Source organism: Hymenobacter norwichensis DSM 15439 (assembly GCF_000420705.1).
GTDB lineage: Bacteria > Bacteroidota > Bacteroidia > Cytophagales > Hymenobacteraceae > Hymenobacter > Hymenobacter norwichensis.
The window spans coordinates 320,883-337,505 of the sequence record NZ_ATVL01000011.1; the positions used below are offsets into that span (position 1 = coordinate 320,883).

General features: G+C 55.2%; 15 protein-coding genes and 2 tRNA genes. 9 read left to right on the forward strand and 8 right to left on the reverse strand.

What is annotated here, in order from left to right:
* Positions 1 to 28: 28 nt before the first annotated feature.
* Complete coding sequence (locus G536_RS0122040; protein ID WP_022825779.1) at positions 29 to 988, reverse strand: ribonucleoside-diphosphate reductase small subunit; 960 nt, start codon at positions 986 to 988, stop codon at positions 29 to 31.
* A 470-nt stretch (positions 989 to 1,458) separates the two neighbouring features.
* On the opposite strand from G536_RS0122040, the gene rplU reads away from it, so the two are divergent.
* Both rplU and rpmA read left to right on the forward strand, forming a co-directional pair.
* The gene (gene rplU / locus G536_RS0122045; RefSeq protein WP_022825780.1) at positions 1,459 to 1,764 is read left to right on the forward strand and encodes a 50S ribosomal protein L21; all 306 of its coding nucleotides are present in this window, start codon (positions 1,459 to 1,461) and stop codon (positions 1,762 to 1,764) included.
* Between the two features lie 116 nt (positions 1,765 to 1,880).
* Positions 1,881 to 2,168 (forward strand): 50S ribosomal protein L27, encoded by a 288-nt coding sequence (gene rpmA, locus G536_RS0122050; protein ID WP_022825781.1) that lies wholly within the window; start codon positions 1,881 to 1,883, stop codon positions 2,166 to 2,168.
* Positions 2,169 to 2,300: 132 nt separating this feature from the next.
* Here rpmA and G536_RS0122055 read toward each other — a convergent pair whose 3' ends face one another.
* The 4 genes from G536_RS0122055 to hemW all read right to left on the reverse strand — a co-directional run bounded on the left by G536_RS0122055 (position 2,301) and on the right by hemW (position 5,732).
* The gene (locus G536_RS0122055; protein WP_022825782.1) at positions 2,301 to 3,077 is read right to left on the reverse strand and encodes a cyclase family protein; all 777 of its coding nucleotides are present in this window, start codon (positions 3,075 to 3,077) and stop codon (positions 2,301 to 2,303) included.
* Between the two features lie 179 nt (positions 3,078 to 3,256).
* A complete protein-coding gene (locus G536_RS0122060; RefSeq protein ID WP_022825783.1) occupies positions 3,257 to 3,907 on the reverse strand; it encodes an alpha/beta fold hydrolase in 651 nt (216 codons plus the stop codon).
* A 48-nt stretch (positions 3,908 to 3,955) separates the two neighbouring features.
* Positions 3,956 to 4,441, reverse strand: a complete 486-nt coding sequence (locus tag G536_RS0122065) for a hypothetical protein (protein ID WP_157530844.1) — start codon at positions 4,439 to 4,441, stop codon at positions 3,956 to 3,958.
* Positions 4,442 to 4,580: 139 nt separating this feature from the next.
* Positions 4,581 to 5,732, reverse strand: coding sequence for a radical SAM family heme chaperone HemW (hemW, locus tag G536_RS0122070; protein WP_026880480.1), 1,152 nt, complete (start codon positions 5,730 to 5,732; stop codon positions 4,581 to 4,583).
* A gap of 115 nt (positions 5,733 to 5,847) precedes the next feature.
* On the opposite strand from hemW, the gene G536_RS29370 reads away from it, so the two are divergent.
* Both G536_RS29370 and G536_RS0122080 read left to right on the forward strand, forming a co-directional pair.
* On the forward strand, positions 5,848 to 7,749 hold the full coding sequence (locus G536_RS29370) for a BamA/TamA family outer membrane protein (protein ID WP_084708784.1): 1,902 nt from the start codon (positions 5,848 to 5,850) through the stop codon (positions 7,747 to 7,749).
* 146 nt (positions 7,750 to 7,895) lie between these two features.
* A tRNA-Met gene (locus tag G536_RS0122080) sits at positions 7,896 to 7,968 on the forward strand.
* An 80-nt stretch (positions 7,969 to 8,048) separates the two neighbouring features.
* Here the strand turns inward: G536_RS0122080 and G536_RS0122085 are convergent.
* Both G536_RS0122085 and G536_RS0122090 read right to left on the reverse strand, forming a co-directional pair.
* Positions 8,049 to 9,266 carry a zinc dependent phospholipase C family protein gene (locus G536_RS0122085; RefSeq protein ID WP_169515142.1) on the reverse strand — a complete coding sequence of 406 codons (1,218 nt, stop codon included), beginning with the start codon at positions 9,264 to 9,266 and terminating at the stop codon, positions 8,049 to 8,051.
* 226 nt (positions 9,267 to 9,492) lie between these two features.
* Positions 9,493 to 9,565 (reverse strand) — tRNA-Phe (locus G536_RS0122090).
* A 165-nt stretch (positions 9,566 to 9,730) separates the two neighbouring features.
* Between G536_RS0122090 and G536_RS0122095 the strand changes: the two genes are divergently transcribed.
* The 5 genes from G536_RS0122095 (at position 9,731) to G536_RS0122115 (ending at position 15,964) form a co-directional block, all read left to right on the forward strand.
* Positions 9,731 to 11,134, forward strand: coding sequence for a 4Fe-4S dicluster domain-containing protein (locus G536_RS0122095; protein WP_022825787.1), 1,404 nt, complete (start codon positions 9,731 to 9,733; stop codon positions 11,132 to 11,134).
* 150 nt (positions 11,135 to 11,284) lie between these two features.
* On the forward strand, positions 11,285 to 12,145 hold the full coding sequence (locus tag G536_RS0122100) for a (Fe-S)-binding protein (protein WP_022825788.1): 861 nt from the start codon (positions 11,285 to 11,287) through the stop codon (positions 12,143 to 12,145).
* A 170-nt stretch (positions 12,146 to 12,315) separates the two neighbouring features.
* Entirely contained in the window at positions 12,316 to 12,801 is a 486-nt protein-coding gene (locus G536_RS0122105) for a hypothetical protein (RefSeq protein WP_022825789.1), read from the forward strand.
* An 80-nt stretch (positions 12,802 to 12,881) separates the two neighbouring features.
* On the forward strand, positions 12,882 to 14,843 hold the full coding sequence (locus G536_RS0122110; RefSeq protein WP_483790108.1) for a CHU_0125 family OmpA-like outer membrane integrity protein: 1,962 nt from the start codon (positions 12,882 to 12,884) through the stop codon (positions 14,841 to 14,843).
* A gap of 230 nt (positions 14,844 to 15,073) precedes the next feature.
* A complete protein-coding gene (locus G536_RS0122115) occupies positions 15,074 to 15,964 on the forward strand; it encodes a proline and serine-rich protein 1 family protein (protein ID WP_022825791.1) in 891 nt (296 codons plus the stop codon).
* Positions 15,965 to 16,071: 107 nt separating this feature from the next.
* Here the strand turns inward: G536_RS0122115 and G536_RS0122120 are convergent, their stop codons facing one another.
* Positions 16,072 to 16,548, reverse strand: a complete 477-nt coding sequence (locus G536_RS0122120; protein ID WP_022825792.1) for a DUF4293 domain-containing protein — start codon at positions 16,546 to 16,548, stop codon at positions 16,072 to 16,074.
* Between the last annotated feature and the right edge of the window lie 75 nt (positions 16,549 to 16,623).

Below are 16,623 nucleotides of genomic sequence, written 5' to 3' on the forward strand. Positions count from 1 at the left end.
CCTTTTTTATTCAAGTACTGAAAGCTGGTTAAAAATCTTCGTCCAGCGAGAAGGCGTTTTCCGTCCGCTCGCTCATCACGCCAGCTTTCTGGTATTCAGCCACCCGCTTCTCGAAGAAGTTGGTTTTGCCTTGCAGCGAAATCATTTCCATGAAGTCGAAGGGGTTGGTGGCGTTGTAAATCTTGCTGTATCCCAAAGACTCCAACAACCGGTCGGCCACAAACTCAATGTACTGCGACATGCTGTTGGCGTTCATCCCAATCAGGTTCACGGGCAGCGCGTCGGTCACGAACTCCTGCTCAATGGTTACCGCATCACGGATGATGTCGTGCACGCGGGCTTCGGGTAGCTTGTTTTGAAGGTAGCTGTAGAGCAGGCAGGCGAAGTCGCAGTGCAGTCCTTCGTCGCGCGAAATTAGCTCGTTACTAAACGTCAGACCGGGCATCAGGCCCCGCTTTTTCAGCCAGAAAATCGAGCAGAACGAGCCCGAAAAGAAGATTCCTTCCACGGCAGCAAACGCAATAATGCGCTCAGCAAAGTCTTCGGAATTAATCCATTTCAAAGCCCACTCGCCTTTCCTTTTCACGCACGGCACGGTTTCCAGCGCGTTGAAGAGGCGGTCCTTTTCCTGCACGTTTTTGATGTAAGTGTCAATCAGCAGCGAGTAGGTTTCGCTGTGAATGTTTTCCATCATAATTTGGAAACCGTAGAAGCAGCGTGCCTCAGGCATCTGCACTTCCTGCATGAAGTTGACGGCCAAGTTTTCGTTCACGATACCATCGGAGGCCGCGAAGAAAGCCAGCACATGGCTGATGAAATGCCGCTCGTTATCGTTGAGGTTGTCCCAGTCTTTCTGGTCCTGTCCCAAGTCAATTTCCTCGGCCGTCCAGAACGAGGCTTCGGCTTTCTTGTACATCTGCCACACGTCGTTGTTCTGGATAGGGAACAAGACGAAGCGGTTGGGATTCTCGATGAGCAGAGGTTCCATAAGAGAAAAGCAAAAAGTGAATAGGCGTCTAAATAAGAGCAGGCTACCAAGCCAAGCACAGTGCCTAACCCACCGTTGAAGCAGATTGTTCAGTTGTGCTCACCTAGGCCGCCGGAAGGTTGATGCACCAAATATAACCCCCACATACGGGAAGGTCGGCTGGCCAAAACCATTTTTTCTCTGTTAATTTTTCTGCATGAACCCTATTTTAGGAGTAAGCCTTATTCTAGGAATACAACTGAAAAAACCTTGAAAAAGACTGTTTTACGCAGTGTTATCCACAATTGCCGTGTGGATAATTGCAGTTGTCCACAAAAAGTGTATTCGCGCGTCTAGTATCCACCGGTTTCAGGGTTGGTTTCTCAACCGCTAAAATGGTTGGGTAATGAGGTTTAATGAGTTAGGGTTTGGATTTGTAAAATGGTACTCGTACTTTTGCCTTCCATTTTTCAGAAACCGCGAAGACGCCGATGTACGCAATTGTCAATATAGCCGGTAAGCAGACCAAGGTCGAAGCCAATAAATTTGTATACGCCCACCGCTTGGCTGGCAATGTTGGCGATACCGTAGAATTGGGCAAAGCTCTGCTCACCGATGATAACGGAACCCTGAACATTGGCTCGCCCCTGTTGGACGTAGCCGTGACGGGTACTATCCTTGCCCATGTAAAGGGCGACAAGGTTCTTGTTTTCAAGAAGAAGCGCCGCAAGGGCTACCGCAAGCTGAACGGCCACCGTCAGCAGTTCACCAAAGTAATGATCAACAGCATCGGCTAGATTTAAAGCTGTTAGCTGATGGCTATTTGCTGTTAGCTTCTGCTTTTTTCGAATCGGGCTTTTCCTCGAACATAAGCTAACGGCCAACAGCTAGTAGCTAAAAGCTAAATAATACCATGGCACACAAGAAAGGCGTAGGTAGCTCCAACAACGGTCGTGAATCGCATTCCAAGCGTCTCGGCGTGAAAATTTTCGGTGGTCAGTCCATCATTGCCGGCAACATCATCGTGCGTCAGCGTGGTACCAAGCACCACCCTGGCCAGAACGTGGGTATCGGCAAAGACCACACTCTGTTCGCTATGATCGACGGCACGGTGCAGTTCCGCAAGGGCCGCCAGGACCGCTCGTTCGTAACGGTAGTACCTGCCGCAGCTACCGAAGCTGTTGTAGTAGCCGCCGAGTAGTTTTAGTTGGCGCCGACTTACGTAAGTAGTTGGCTTCGCAACGCAGAAAGGGCCGCCCATACAGGGTGGCCTTTTCTGCGTTGGAGTGTTGTCACTTACTTTGTTAACAAGGCAGGCTCCTATAAAAAAATGCTACGAGTTGTAATGCAACTGATAGAGTATCGGCTTGCTTGGGCTAGCATCCAATTCTAAACTGGTGATTTGTAGGTTCAGCAGATAGAGCCCATCCTCTAGCTCATCGGGCACAAAGATTAGCTCGGTGATGGTGGCTTGCTGACGGGTAGCATGAGGGTACTGCCAGAATGCGTGGTGGGCTAGCAGTTCACCACCATCCTCTTCGCGGTCCACGCTGGGCAGGTCGAGGAGCAGGTGCTCGATGTGGTTGGCGGCCAGGTAGTGGGCCAAAGCAGGCTCCAGATAGATAGGGTTGGTGCCGGAATATTGTAGGGTGCGTTTGACTTTGTGGTTGGGCAGAGTGCGCAGAATGAGTGCCTCGGACCGAATGGCCGCATCGGGGCCGCCGTCTAGCTCACGCTGCACATCAGCTAGCATTACCACTTGGTCGCCATTGGGCTGGGGCCGGGGCTGCACTGAAACCAGCCGGGCCACAAATAGAAAGCGGCGCAAACAGCGGTTAAGAGTAGCCGTCGGGTCGGGTGAGATGTGGCCGTAGCACTCGGTGTGGGTGCCGTTGCCGTGTGGGGTCAGGTGCACCCGTTTGTAGTTGGTGCTGCCACCATCAGCCACGCTCCCTACAAAATCTCCCACCCGGATTACATCAAACTGTACCGGCTCTGCCCAAAAGCAGTTCACCTGATTTTCGCCTGGCGCTAGGGGTAAGGAAATGTCGTGTGGTGCAGCGGGGTTGAAAGAAAACGTACGGCCCTGATGCGGATAGGTAGCAAGCATGGAGTAATTTGCTGATTGTTAATAGTTACCAGTTAGCGTTCAGTGCTTTGTGTAGTAGCTGCCACGCATTGTTACAGCGGCTTCCAAACAGTATACTCAGTTCCAGTTACTCCAGTCTGACGGCTTTTCGGCCGTCGGATCGGTTGTCGTCTGCCAGCATCAACCAACAGACCAGTAAATCAACAGTCGGTCTCCGCGGCTATCTTGTTCAGAATCTCGCTGATTTCTTGGGCGTGGCTGTAGGCCATAAAGTGGCCGCCGCCCTGGATGAGATAGTCCACGGGGGTAGGACCAGGCGGGAATACCCGGTCGTGGGTGCCCAGAATCTGGGTGCTGCGTCCGACGTGAGTGCTGTCCCAGTGTAGGAGTCGGTCGATGGCCCAGCGGGTATAGAGCGGCTGCATATCGTGCAGAATCTGTTTGAAGAGTTGATATTCTTCGCCGTTGCTGACGCCGAAATACCATTGACCGGCCCGCGGAAACAGCTTCAACCACTGCGGCGGGAATAGTCGGTACGCCCGCGTTGCCCGAATCAGGCGCAGTAAAGGCGGTAGGCAACTGGCATCGGGAATACTGGAAATCAGGACGGTACGCAGCCCAGAGCGAATTCGATTAATTTCCAGCCCCACCACACCACCAAACGAAACGCCAACGAGCAAGCCTGTTTGGTTTAGCGGAATATCGGTGGCCATGCGCGCGGCATAGTCTGGCAGGCTTTCATCCGGTTCGGGCGTGAGCCAGGGCAGCAACCGGGTTTCCACTTGCAACAAAGGCCGCAGGTTCTGAAACACCCGCTCATCAGCCCCCAGGCCTGGAATGAGATAAATCATATGGTTGCTGACGGCTGTGTTGTTGCTTGTTGATTATTTCTCTGACAATCAGGGTTCTACGCGCAGAAACACGCCTTCCAGGTAAAAGATATTGTGCGGGGCACCGGGCTCGTAGTCTTCCTCTTCGTCCTTATCAGCCTCCATGCCAATGATAAATGTTTCCGGGTCTTCTTCCTCGCCTTCAGGCATTTCGTCGGCGGGGTAAGTGCAGGAGAGCTTGAGGGCCACGTTGGGTAGGGCTACGGGCGGCTCCTCCTCGGTGGTATATTCCAGCAGACAAGGCCATTCCGTGACGGTAGCCAGGGCGTCGGCCACATCTTCCTGCAACGCTGCCGCCCGCGTATCGGCCAAGCGTAGCAGCAGGTCGAGGCTCTGAAATTGCAGGCCCAGGTGGAAGAAGTGCAGTTCCTGGTCGAAGAAAGTGGTGGCCCAAATGGTTACGTCGTCGGAATTGTCGAACACAATGGCCGTTATCTGGACCTGCTCGATGAAAAAGTCCGTGTCATCGGCCAAGGCATCAATCAGTCTTCTCATGGTCACGGATTTTTGCGGATTATAAGGTTGGTGCGGCTGCTTTAGCGGTCAGCACGGTCGCCTTACTGCCAAAGTTAGGCCGGGCTGCCTTGTAAGATGGCAAAGGAATTTAATGGATTTAAATCCACTGCATCTGCTTTCAAGTAGCGGAATCGGTGGCTTGAAACAGTTCCAGGGTTATTTGGTCGGCCAGCAGCTTGCCTTTGTCGGTGAGTATCAGCACGTCATCAGGGCTGAGCGTGGCCCAGCCGCTTGTTTGCAGATACGTTAAATAATCTGTCCGCTGGCTCTGCAAATCCACCCCCAAGGTGCTGCGCAGATGGCGTAAGTCGGTGCCGCGGGTAGTACGCAAGCTGGTCATCAGGTACTCGTTGGCCCGGTCGGTGGGGGAGAGGTGCTCGATGGTGGCCGGCACCTCCTGGCGTTCCAGTACGGCCGTTACGTACTGTGGATTGTTGGCCAGCGTGTACTGCCGACTCTCGCCATTAAACGAGTGCGCGCTCGGCCCCAGGCCCAGATACGGCACCCCACGCCAGTACGCCGAGTTATGGCGCGACTCACGACCGGGCTGGCTGAAGTTGCTGATTTCGTATTGCTGGTAGCTATGGCGTGCAATTTCTGCAAGCAGCATCTCGAACTGTCCGGCCACAAACTCGTCGGGCGGGGGCCGGAAGGTGCCTTTCTTCAGCTGCCGCCCAAACACTGTATCGGGCTCAATAGTAAGCGCGTAGCACGAGAGGTGCGGCACCTGCAAAGCAAACGCCTGCGCCAAATCCTGCTCCCAGATGCGGTGGTCGGGAGCCGGTACGCCGTAAATCAGATCGATGGAAATATTCTCGAAGCCTGCGGCTTGCGCCAGCCGCACTGCTGCTGTCGATTCGGGCGCCGAGTGGGCTCGGTTCATCAGCCGCAAGTGTGGTTCGTGGAAGCTTTGGAGCCCGATACTGAGCCGATTAATGGGGGAAGCGGCCAACTCTTGTACTTTGCTGGCTGTCAGGTCGTCGGGGTTGGCTTCCAGCGTTATTTCAGCGTCGGCAGCCACCCTGAAATAACGATGAATGGCCTCGAAAATCTGGTTCAGTTCCGCCCCCGTCAGCAACGACGGCGTACCGCCTCCGAAGTAGATGGTTTCCAGCGTGGCTTGCGGCCCCAGGTAGTTGGCCCGCAAGGCTAGCTCCTGGGTTATGGCTTCCACCAGGCGGCTTTTCAGCGCCATAGAAGTGCTGAAGTGAAAGTCGCAGTAGTGACAGGCCTGCTTGCAAAAGGGAATGTGGAGGTAAAGACCGGGCACCTAGTAGTGGTAATAAAAAACAAGTGACGCGCTAAAGCTCACCGAAATCGAAGTAAGCCTTCCTGAAAAGTATCTTTAGGAAATTAAAAGTTCGTTTTCGCGTTTGTGTTCCCAAATGTACGCTCGCCTCGCTGCTTACTGGTTGTTGGTGCTGCTACTCAGCGGTAGTCTGCGTCCGGCGTGCGCCCAAACGGCCCCGCCGCTCAACTTGAACTTGCCGCCTCAGCAGACGCCCACCGTACCCGATTCCAGCCGTGCCCGCACCTCGGCTGATTCTGGACGGTTAGCCGTGCCACGACCTGCCCCTGGACGCCCACTGCCCGTTCGTCGTCCGCGCACACTGATACTGCAAACCGAAGCCGCCGACCAGCCGCTGTTGCGACACTACCGCGTGAAAACCAGTCTGGCCGATTCGTTGACCGTGCTGCGGGAGGTGCGGGAGTTGGTGCTGGCCTTGCAGGGCGAATCCTACCTTACCGCCTCCGCCGACGAAATGCGCTGGCGCCACGACACGGTAAGGGTGCAGCTCTACGTGGGGGAGAAGTTTCGGTGGGCCCGGTTACGCAACGGCAACCTGGGCGACGGCCTGCTGACTCGCGCTGGCTACCGCGAAAAACTCTACCGCGGCCAGCCGTTTCAGCCGCAGGAGTGGAGCCGCTTACAGGAGCGTATTTTGGGGGAAGCTGAAAACCAGGGCTTCCCATTCGCCATCGTCCGGCTGGATTCGGCGCAGTTGCGCGGTGCTGATATCGAAGGCCGGGTGCTGCTGGAACGGGGCCCGCTCATCGTGTTCGACTCGTTGCAAATTGTCGGTAGCACGAAGGTCCGCAAACGGTTTCTAACCAAATATTTACAGCTCTTTCCTGAGCAGTCGTTCAGCCAGCAGCGAGTGGAGGAAGCCGCCCGCCGCCTGCGCCAGCTACCCTACCTGCAACTCAAAGCCGAGCCCGAGGTGCGTTTTGCCAAAGGTCGGGCGCGGGTGTATCTGCTGCTCGAAGACCGCACCGCCAACCAGTTTGATGCCATTGTGGGCATTCTGCCCAATCCCACGCCCGGCATCGGGCAAAAGCGCGTGCAGGTTACCGGCGACGTAACCATTGCGTTGCGCAACATCAAAGGTGGTGGCAAGGGCTTAGGGTTGCAATGGCGCAAAGTGGATTTGAACTCGCAGCAGCTCGACGCTCAGTACACGCACCCCACGTTTTTTGGCACGCCTCTGGAGCTGGGAGGCAGCTTCAACCTCTACCGCCAGTCCGACCCGGTGAATGCCTTCCAGACGCTTCGGCCCCGTCTTCAGCTCACTTACCCCACGGCGCGGGCTGGCCGCGTCAGCTTCTTCACGGAGTGGCGTAGCTCCCGCCTGCTGGCCGTCGATAGCCAGGCTACCGCCCTGCCCGCCAACCTTGATACCCGCTTCACCTCCTACGGCCTCGACTACACTTGGACCACCCTCGACGATGCGTATTTCCCGCGCCAAGGAATACTGGCCAACGGGCAGGCTTCGGTAGGTAGCAAAATCATCAGTCGAAATTCGCAACTGAAAGCAGAACTGTACCAGGACCTGCCGCTCCGCACCACGCAGGTCAGCGCTAGCACCCGCTTGGAGCGCTACACCCGTATCGGGCGTGGGGGGGTGCTGCTGACGCGCCTGCGTGGGGAAGCCCTCTTCAACCGGCGTCTGTTCCTCAACGACCTGTTTCGGGTAGGCGGCTTGGCTACGTTGCGAGGCTTCAACGAGCTGAATTTCTACGCCAGCCAGTATGCTGTTGGCACTGCCGAGTTCCGGCAGTTCACGGGGCCCGATGCCTACGTTTTTGCCTTCGTGGACCAAGGCTACCTGCGTCAAGACATCCTCACGCAGGTCGGCGAAAACTCTCCCACAGGGGTTGGCGCGGGGCTCAGCTTCCGCACTGGGGCCGGCCAGTTTCAATTCGTGTACGCCCTCGGCCGCGACAATCAGCAGAAACTGGCTCTCAACTCCGGCAAGATTCACTTCGGTATCACCAGCCGTTTTTAGCACAAGGCGAACTTTTAGGAGCACGCTTGCCTGTCAAGTCGAAAAAAAAGCCGCTGACTATCAGCAACAAAGCGATGTGAATAGCTTATTTTATGCGGTGGTATGGCTTTTGTCAGAAAGGCTCGTACATTTGCAGAACCAAACAGTGCGGGGTGGAGCAGTTGGTAGCTCGTTGGGCTCATAACCCAAAGGTCACTGGTTCGAGTCCAGTCCCCGCTACCTAAAAGGGCGTTTCCAATCCGGAAACGCCCTTTTCTTTTTTGCTGTCAACTTGAAAGCAGTTTTCCTGGCCACTTGCCTTATGGCGTAGCTTCGGCTGGGGCCTGCCAAGCCCGCAATTCCTTCAGAGCTTCCTGGGTCTGGCGGATGGTGGCCGCCTTTTTCTCGTCCTGGTCGATAGGCTGCTTGGGTGGGCTGTCGGTGAAGAAGCTCAGGATGCTCTTCTGCAATGTGGGTGTCATGCCCGGAAATTGCTTTTCGTGAAGCTTGCGCACCAGTTCACCGTACGTCTCGTCGGCTAGGGCATACTCCCCGAGTTTGGTATCGAGGCCGGTGTCAAAGTCATAGTTGGGCAGGGGCGGCGGATTGCCGGTGGCTGACTGGCTGGTTTTCTTCAGGATGGTACCGTAGTCGTTGAGTACCCGCTGGAAGCTCTGCTTGAAAAACTTCTGGGCTTCAGGGGTTGGGAGCTTGAACGCAAACGGCTTCAAGGGGCCAGCCTTAGGCAGCACACTCACCGCCTTCGACATCACCTTAGACCCAAAGCCGGGCTTGTCGAAGCGAGCCGTACCAAACTCCTTACGGTACCGTTGCGGACTGATCCGATACACATAGTCGCGGCGGCGGGCTCGGGCATCAAGTTTTTTGATTTCCCTGCGGTTGGCATGCCAAGCCGCCCGGGAGGCCGTTGGGATAAGTTGCATCACGGAAAAGCGGTAGGCACTAACGCTCAGGTCCACGTTGAACACAATCTGCCCCAGATCCAGGCCGTAGGTTCGCTGGAAAGCCCGCTCCAGTAGATCTTTATCTACCTGAAAGCCAATGAAATCGTGGTAGCCATCGGAACGGTAGCGCCCGGCGGCCAACTGTACCACATCGAAGGCAAACTCCAGTTGGTTGTGTTGCACGGGAGCTTCTTCGTACGTAATACGGTTGCCAAACTTCGTGCGCAGTTCCGGATAAACTGACGGCATAGCCAAGTTCGTGCCCTCGGAATGTCCCCGTATATCAGCCACGTAGTGCGAAAGAGCACCTAAGGCAAAGGCGTACTCGTTCCGGTCGTTGGCTTCAGCCAGGATGTTCTCTACGAAGTCGCCACTACGGACGTAATGCGTAAGGTTGGAAAATAGGCTGGAGCCAAACGGGTAATAGCCGATGTCCTGAATAATAGAGCCGCCGTAGGCGTATGATTTGGCTGCAATCAGCTCGTCTCGCGTAGCGCCGGGGTAGCGCTTTTCCAGCAGAGGTATTAGGTTGCGCCGCCAGGCAGAGTCGATGATGGCTTGGTGCGTAAGCACGGAATAGCCCGCTGCACTTTGCGGGAAAAAGCTGGCTAACAAAAGGATAACGCCAGCCCAAAAGGGAAAAACACGCATGTAATGAAGTCGGGTGCTGAATAGGCAAACCCGGCACTGCGTACGCGCGGAAGGGAGCTGTTGTTTAGTTTGCGAACTGGCCATGGAAAGGCTGCAGCAACTGAAAACCAACAAAAAAGCCTCTCAGAATAATCTGAGAGGCTTTTCGTGGTAATGGTTGGAATCGAACCAACGACACCAGCATTTTCAGTGCTGTGCTCTACCAACTGAGCTACATTACCAGCTCTTGGTATCCTCAGTGGCGTTTTAGCCGTTGAGGAGCACAAAAGTAGTAAACCAAAATCAACCTGCAACACTTATTTAAAAAATCTTTCTCTGGCGAAAGCTGTAATTTGTTATGCATACCGAGTATATTTCGGCCTGAACCCCAACTCAACTTCCCTTCCGTGCATTTCTCCATCCAAAACTTTCTTTTCCTGCTGGTCGCAATAGCGGGCTTTGGCCTGTTTGCCTGGCAGGCCCGGAAAATCCGCGCAAACATACTCGTTGGGCGCGACCGGGACATGAGTGGCAACGTGAGTGAGCGGCTCAACAAAACGTTGCTCGTGGCTTTCGGGCAATCCAAAATGTTCAAGCGCCTCACGCCGGCTTTCCTGCATCTGATTGTGTACGTGGGGTTTCTGGTGATAAATGTAGAGGTAATTGAGATTATGGTGGACGGCCTGTTCGGTACGCACCGGTTCTTGCAATTCCTCGGGCCGCTCTACGACGTGCTGATGGCCACCAACGAAATTCTGGGTGCTTTGGTGATTGTAGCGGTAGTGGCGTTCTGGTGGCGGCGTAACCGCAAGCCACCTGTGCGCCGCTTCCAAGGTCCGGAGCTACGCATGTGGCCCAAACTCGACGCCAATATCATCCTCTATGTAGAGGTAGTTCTGATGGTGGCTTTATTCACCATGAACACCGCTGACCTCAAGCTGCACCAACTTCGGGGCGTGGATATGCCGGGTACCTTCCCCATCAGCAACCTGCTGACAGGCTTATTTCCAAGCAACGAAGCTGCGCTGCATGTGCTGGAGCGTGTGGGCTGGTGGGCGCATATTGTGGGCATTCTGTGCTTTCTGAACTACCTGCCTAGCTCCAAGCACTTCCACATCATCATGGCTTTCCCGAATGTATACTACTCCCGACTGGTGCCCCAGGGGCAGTTTTCCAATGTGGAGAGCATTACTCACGAGGTGAAAGCCATGATGGACCCCAGCTACCAAGTACCCGCGCCGCCCACCGCTCCCGATGGTTCGGTGCTGGCGCCCACACCTTTCGGGGCCAAGGATGTGGATGATTTGGCTTGGACCAACCTGTTGAATGCTTATTCCTGCACTGAGTGTGGGCGCTGCACTTCGGTTTGCCCCGCCAACATCACTGGTAAGCTGCTCTCCCCGCGCAAAATCATCATGGACACCCGCGACCGGGTGGAAGAGAAGTACAACTCGCCGCTGATTTTCAACCCTAGCCTCTACGGTGCGGAAGCCAAGCACGACCCTCAGGAAACGCTCGATAAGGAAAACCACACGCTGCTGCGCGGCTACGTGACGCCCGAGGAACTGTGGGCTTGCACTACTTGCAATGCCTGCGTGGAAGCCTGCCCTGTGAACATCAATCCGCTGGAAAGCATTATTGAGATGCGCCGTTTTCTGGTACTGGAGGAATCGGCGGCGCCCAATTCGTTGAACGTCATGTTCAGCAACATTGAAAACAACGGCGCTCCTTGGGCCTTCTCGCCCTCCGACCGGTTCAACTGGGCCGACGATCTGTACGTGGCAGACAAGGAAACAGTGGTTAGAAGCTAGGGGCTAGAATTCGTTATTGCTTCCAGTCAATGGCTTATAGTACTTACTTCTTTCGTAATAAATCGTCTCAAAGCTGGTGGTAGCCATTCGGGCTCCTAGCTTCTAACTCCTAGCTTTTCCATGGAAAAACGACAAATAACCGTTCCGCTGATGGCCGACCTCGCTGCCCAAGGCGAGACGCCTGAAATTCTGTTTTGGGTGGGCTGCGCCGGCGCTTTCGACGACCGGTATAAGCGGGTGACTCGCGCCTTTGTGCGGATTTTGGAGCACGTAGGCGTGAAATACGCTGTACTGGGTATGGAAGAATCCTGCACCGGCGACCCAGCTAAGCGTGCGGGCAACGAGTTTCTGTTTCAGATGCAGGCGGCTACCAACATTGCTACCCTTAATGGCTATGGCATCAAGAAGGTGGTAACAGCCTGCCCGCACTGCTTCAATACCATCAAAAACGAGTATCCGGCGCTGGGCGGCGAATACGAAGTGCTGCACCACAGCTCCTTTTTGCAGCAGCTCATCAACGAAGGCCGGGTGAAAGTGGAAGGCGGTGAATCGTACAAAGGCCGCCGCATCACATTCCATGATTCCTGCTACTTGGGCCGCGCCAATGACATCTACGAAGCTCCGCGCGCGGTGCTGGAGGCCCTGGACGCCGACCTTGTGGAAATGAAACGTAGCAAAGCCAACGGCCTGTGTTGCGGCGCGGGCGGTGCCCAAATGTGGAAAGAGCCCGAGCCCGGCAAGAAGGACGTGAACATTGAGCGCACCGAAGAAGCCTTAGCTACGCTAGACGGCAACGCCGCTGCGCTGGCCAGCCTCTACGGGGTGGAAAGTGGCAACCAAGGCGCAACGCCCGCCCCGAAGGCCAATAGCCAAGGCAGCATTATTGCGGTAGGTTGCCCTTTCTGCATGACTATGATGAGCGACGGTGTGAAAAATAAAGAGCGCGAAAACAACGTGCAAGTCTTTGACCTAGCCGAGTTAGTGGCCTCTGCCGAAGGGCTGAACGCATAAGCAACCCTTACTAGCTGCCTCTGTACAGTAAATAGCAGATTTTCTATCGTTTAAATCAGGCAACCCCGTCGGAACTTACCGGCGGGGTTGTTCTTTTGTAAGAAAATAAATCATCCTGCTTAGTCGTTACTGCTAGACCAAGCAGATTCTCCAGCATTCTAGTATCTGTCATGTACGTTCCTTTCAATCAGCTCCCCAACTCAGCCCGCATCTGGATTTATCAGGCCGACCGGCCTCTAACTGAGGCCGAAATAGCCACCGTGCAGCCCGCTTTGCAGCACTTTGCTACCGAGTGGACCAGCCACGGCCGGTCGTTGCAGGCTTCCGCCGAGATTCTGCATCACCAGTTTCTGGTTATCGGGCTAGATGAGGCAGTGGCCGATGCCAGTGGCTGTTCCATTGATGCCTCAGTGCGGTTTGTGCGGGCAGTAGAAGATGCGCTGAACGTGTCGTTGCTGGAAAAGTCGCGCCTAGCTTTCTTGGTAGATGGGCAGGTGGAACTGCTAGACCGGCGGGAGTTGAAAGCTGCTGTAGCCGCGGGTCAGCTGGTTTCCGATACGCCCTATTTCGATGCTACCGTGGCCCGAAAAGACGGTTTACAAAACTCGTTTCCTACGGCGGCTAGCCGTACCTGGTTGGCTCGATACTTTCACTAAGCCGAGGAAAAATTTTGCTTTCCAAACTATTATCCTGTTCAAACTTAGTATTATTAGGCCTTGAATGGCCTCCTTTCACGATGCCTAGCTTTCACTTCCACCCTTCACCACCTATGAAGAAACTACTACTAGTATGCGTTGCTGCCAGTTCAACTGCCTTATTGAGCGGGTGCGCAACGACCGGCGGCTTGAGTAAAGCAGACAAGCGCTTTACCCGAGGCGAATACGAAACTGCAATAGAGCTCTACAAAGCAGACGTAGCTAAGGGAAAAAATACCGCTATGTCGAACTATGGCATTGCGGAGGCCTATCGTCGCTCCAACCGTATCGAGCAGGCCGAGAGCTACTACAAAGCCGCAATTGATGGAGGTGCTAAAGCTCCCGATGCAGTGTTCTACTACGGCCAGGCCCTGAAAGCCAATGGTAAGTTCGATGAAGCCGCCCAGCAATTCGATGCTTACGTGCAAAACAGTGCCGGCCGCACCCTGGCTGCTCGTGCCGAAATGGAATCCAAGAACGCGAAGATGGCCAACACCATTGTAGCCATGCGTTCCAACAACGAGGTAACTGCCCTCGACCAGGTGAACACGCCTGCCGCTGAGTACGGCTCGACCCTAGTACCCGACACCAAAGAGTTGGTGTTTGCTTCCGGCCGCGAAGGCAAGAAGTTTCCAGGCAACGGTGAGAATTTCAGCGACTTGTACGCTGTGAAGTTCGACGATGCCGATAAAATGACGGGCGGCACGGTGCGTAAGCTGGAGCCTTTGTTCAACACCGAAAACAAGCACGAAGCCAGCGCCACGTATACGCCCGACGGCAAAACGATGGTATTCGCCCGTTCCAACGACGGCTCGAAAAAGGGCCTGCTGAGCGTGGACCTCTGGATTTCGTACAACAAAAACGGCGCTTGGAGTGAGCCAGTACTAGCTAACATCAACGACCGGTCGGCTGACGATTTCGCGCCAGCTTTTGCTCCCGACGGCCAGACATTGTACTTCGCTTCCAGCCGCAAAGGTGGCCTCGGTGGCAACGACATCTACAAGGCTACCCTCGGCCCGAACGGCCGTTTCTCGCCTGCCGAAAACCTGGGTGACCAGATCAACACGGCTGGCAACGACAACTTCCCCGCTGTAGCTCCCGACAACACGCTGTACTTCTCTTCGGATGGACAGCCTGGCTTGGGTAAGCTCGACATCTTCATGGTGGACAAGGGCAAGGTAGTAAACCTGGGTGCCCCGGTAAACAGCAACGGCGACGACTTCGCTCCTTACTTCGCTACGAAGGACATGGGCGTTTTCTCCTCGAACCGCGCAGGCGGCAAGGGTTCCGATGACCTCTACATGTTCCGTAAGAAGCCGCTGAAGCTGGTAACGTTCATTGCGGACGGTACGCTGGTGGAGCGCGACGCCAAAACCGGCACTACCACGCCAGTATCCGGCGAAACAGTGGAGCTGATTGGCCGCGACGGCAAGAAAATTCAGGAAGTAACCACTGGCGCTGATGGCAAATTCAGCATCAAGCTCGACTCCGCTGCGGCTAGCTACGCCGTAGTAGCCGACCGCCCTGGTTATTTCACTGCTCGTAGCGCTGTGAGCACCGTAGGCCGCAAGCCTTCCCAGGATCAGCTGCCGAACGAAATGAACGACGTGAGCATCCCGGTGACGCTGACGCTGACCAAAATCGTTAAAAACGTGGCTATTCGCGTAGAAAACATCCTCTACGACTACGACAAGGCGGATATCCGTCCGGATGCTGCTGCCGAGCTGGACAAGCTGGTAGAAACGCTGAATGACAACCCGAAAATCACCATCGAACTCAGCTCGCACACCGACTCTCGCGGTAAGGATGCCTACAACCAGACTCTGTCGCAGAAACGTGCGCAGTCGGCCGTAGACTACATCATTTCCAAGGGTGTTGACAAGAGCCGCATCACGGCTAAGGGCTACGGCGAGGCTCGTCCGGAAATCAAGAATGCCAAGACCGAGGATGAATTCCAGCGCAACCGTCGCACGGAATTCAAAGTGACCAAAATTGCTGAGTAAGCAGTTCTGAATTTCCTCTGAATAGAAAAGAGCCCCCGTACTGAAAGGTGCGGGGGCTCTTTTCTATTCATTCTACGCTTCATTGCCTTACGGATGCTGGTAAGGGGTGTAACAGCCGCAAAAGGTACAGTTTATTCAGCTGTGAGCCTGGTTTCTCGTAAGTGGCACAATCCTTGGAAATGACAGAAATACGGACGCAAACGAATTGCTTCCAGCAACCTACCACTGCCATGAAAAAGGCGCTACTCTTCTGCTTCGGCCTGCTTTTGCTAGCGGCAGCACAACTCCAAGCCGCTCCGGCCAACGTGAACTTCACGTCGGAGCGCGGCACCCTGTTCAACCTCCGTTTCGATGGCCGCGCCCTTACCCGGGGCGGTGCCCGCCAGGTTCACCTCGACCGACTTGTGCCGGGCGTGCATTGGGTGGACTTCGCCATTCCGGTTGGGTACGGCCGCTCCATCAACTACCGCACCCGAGTGTTTCTGGATGCAGGTTTGGAAACCAGTTACGTGCTGCTGACTCGGCCGGGCTTTGCACCTGAGCTGCGCAAAGTGGCGGCAGTGCCCCTGCGGGGCTACGGTCCGCCACCCCGTGGCGGGCAGGGCGGCTACCAGAACGGTAACGACGATTATTACTACGAGGATGGCGACGTGCACCGCAACCAACCCATTGACCCAAGCAATGAAGACACCCGCGGCGGCTATCCGAATGGCAACTACCCTAACGGCAGCAATAACGGCTACCCTACCCCCAATAACAACGGTGGCAACTACCCCAGCGGCGGCTACAGCAATGGCAACGGCTACCCGGGCAGTGGTGCGAGCTACAACCGTGTACTATCGGCGCAGGATGTGGATGGGTTGGTAGCAGCCATGCATCGACAGTCGTTCGATAAAGACCGGATGCCAATGGCCCAGCAGGCACTCAGCGAAACGGCCATCCGGGCCGAAGACCTAACCCGGTTGATGAAAGAGCTAAGCTTCGAGAGTGCGAAAATGGAGTTGGCTAAATACGGTGTACCCCGCGTAGCCGACCGCCAGAACCTGTACCGCCTCAACGATGGTTTCACGTTCTCCGCTTCGGCCCGGGAGTTTCAAGATTACCTCGCGCAACAGCGCTGAAAGGGCAGTACGTAGTAAGACTAAGACTTAAAAACAGAAGCGCCGCTTGGTAGAACCAAGCGGCGCTTCTGTTTTACACTTCCAATTCTTGTTTCAGTAGCTACTACTTACCGCAGCCGGTCCATGCTGCGGACTAGCTGCTCGTCGCGGCGGATGAAGCGGTTGGCCAGCACGTTGAGGAGTAGTGCCAGCGTAGGCAGATAGAACCCAGCCTGGTAGTCGCCCAGAATTTTCACGTTTAGCATCTGCTCACCTAGGTTCGAGAAGTAGAACCCGGCCCCAATGGTGCATAGAATCAACAGCAAATTGAGCATGCCCAGCTTGAGCTGCAAAAACCTGTTCCGAAACTGGAAGATTTCAAACAAGGCTAAGGCGGCCGAGGCGGCTGCAAACGCTGCAATCAGCCACACGTTGCCGGGAGCGGCTAGGCCGGTGCCGGCCTTGTTATAGGCAAAGCCAGTGGCCGTTAGGGTCAACTCCTGGCCGGTTATGGGGTCGGCTTTGTGCCAGATGGGGAGGAAAACCACGGCAATCATGCACAGGGCCAGTAAAAGCAGGAATACGCTTTGGATTCTTTGTATCATCTTTGTGTTCAGGTAATGATGGGGCCTGGCAGGAAAGCCGGGCCGGCAAAAGTAGCCAACATCAACTGGAAAAAC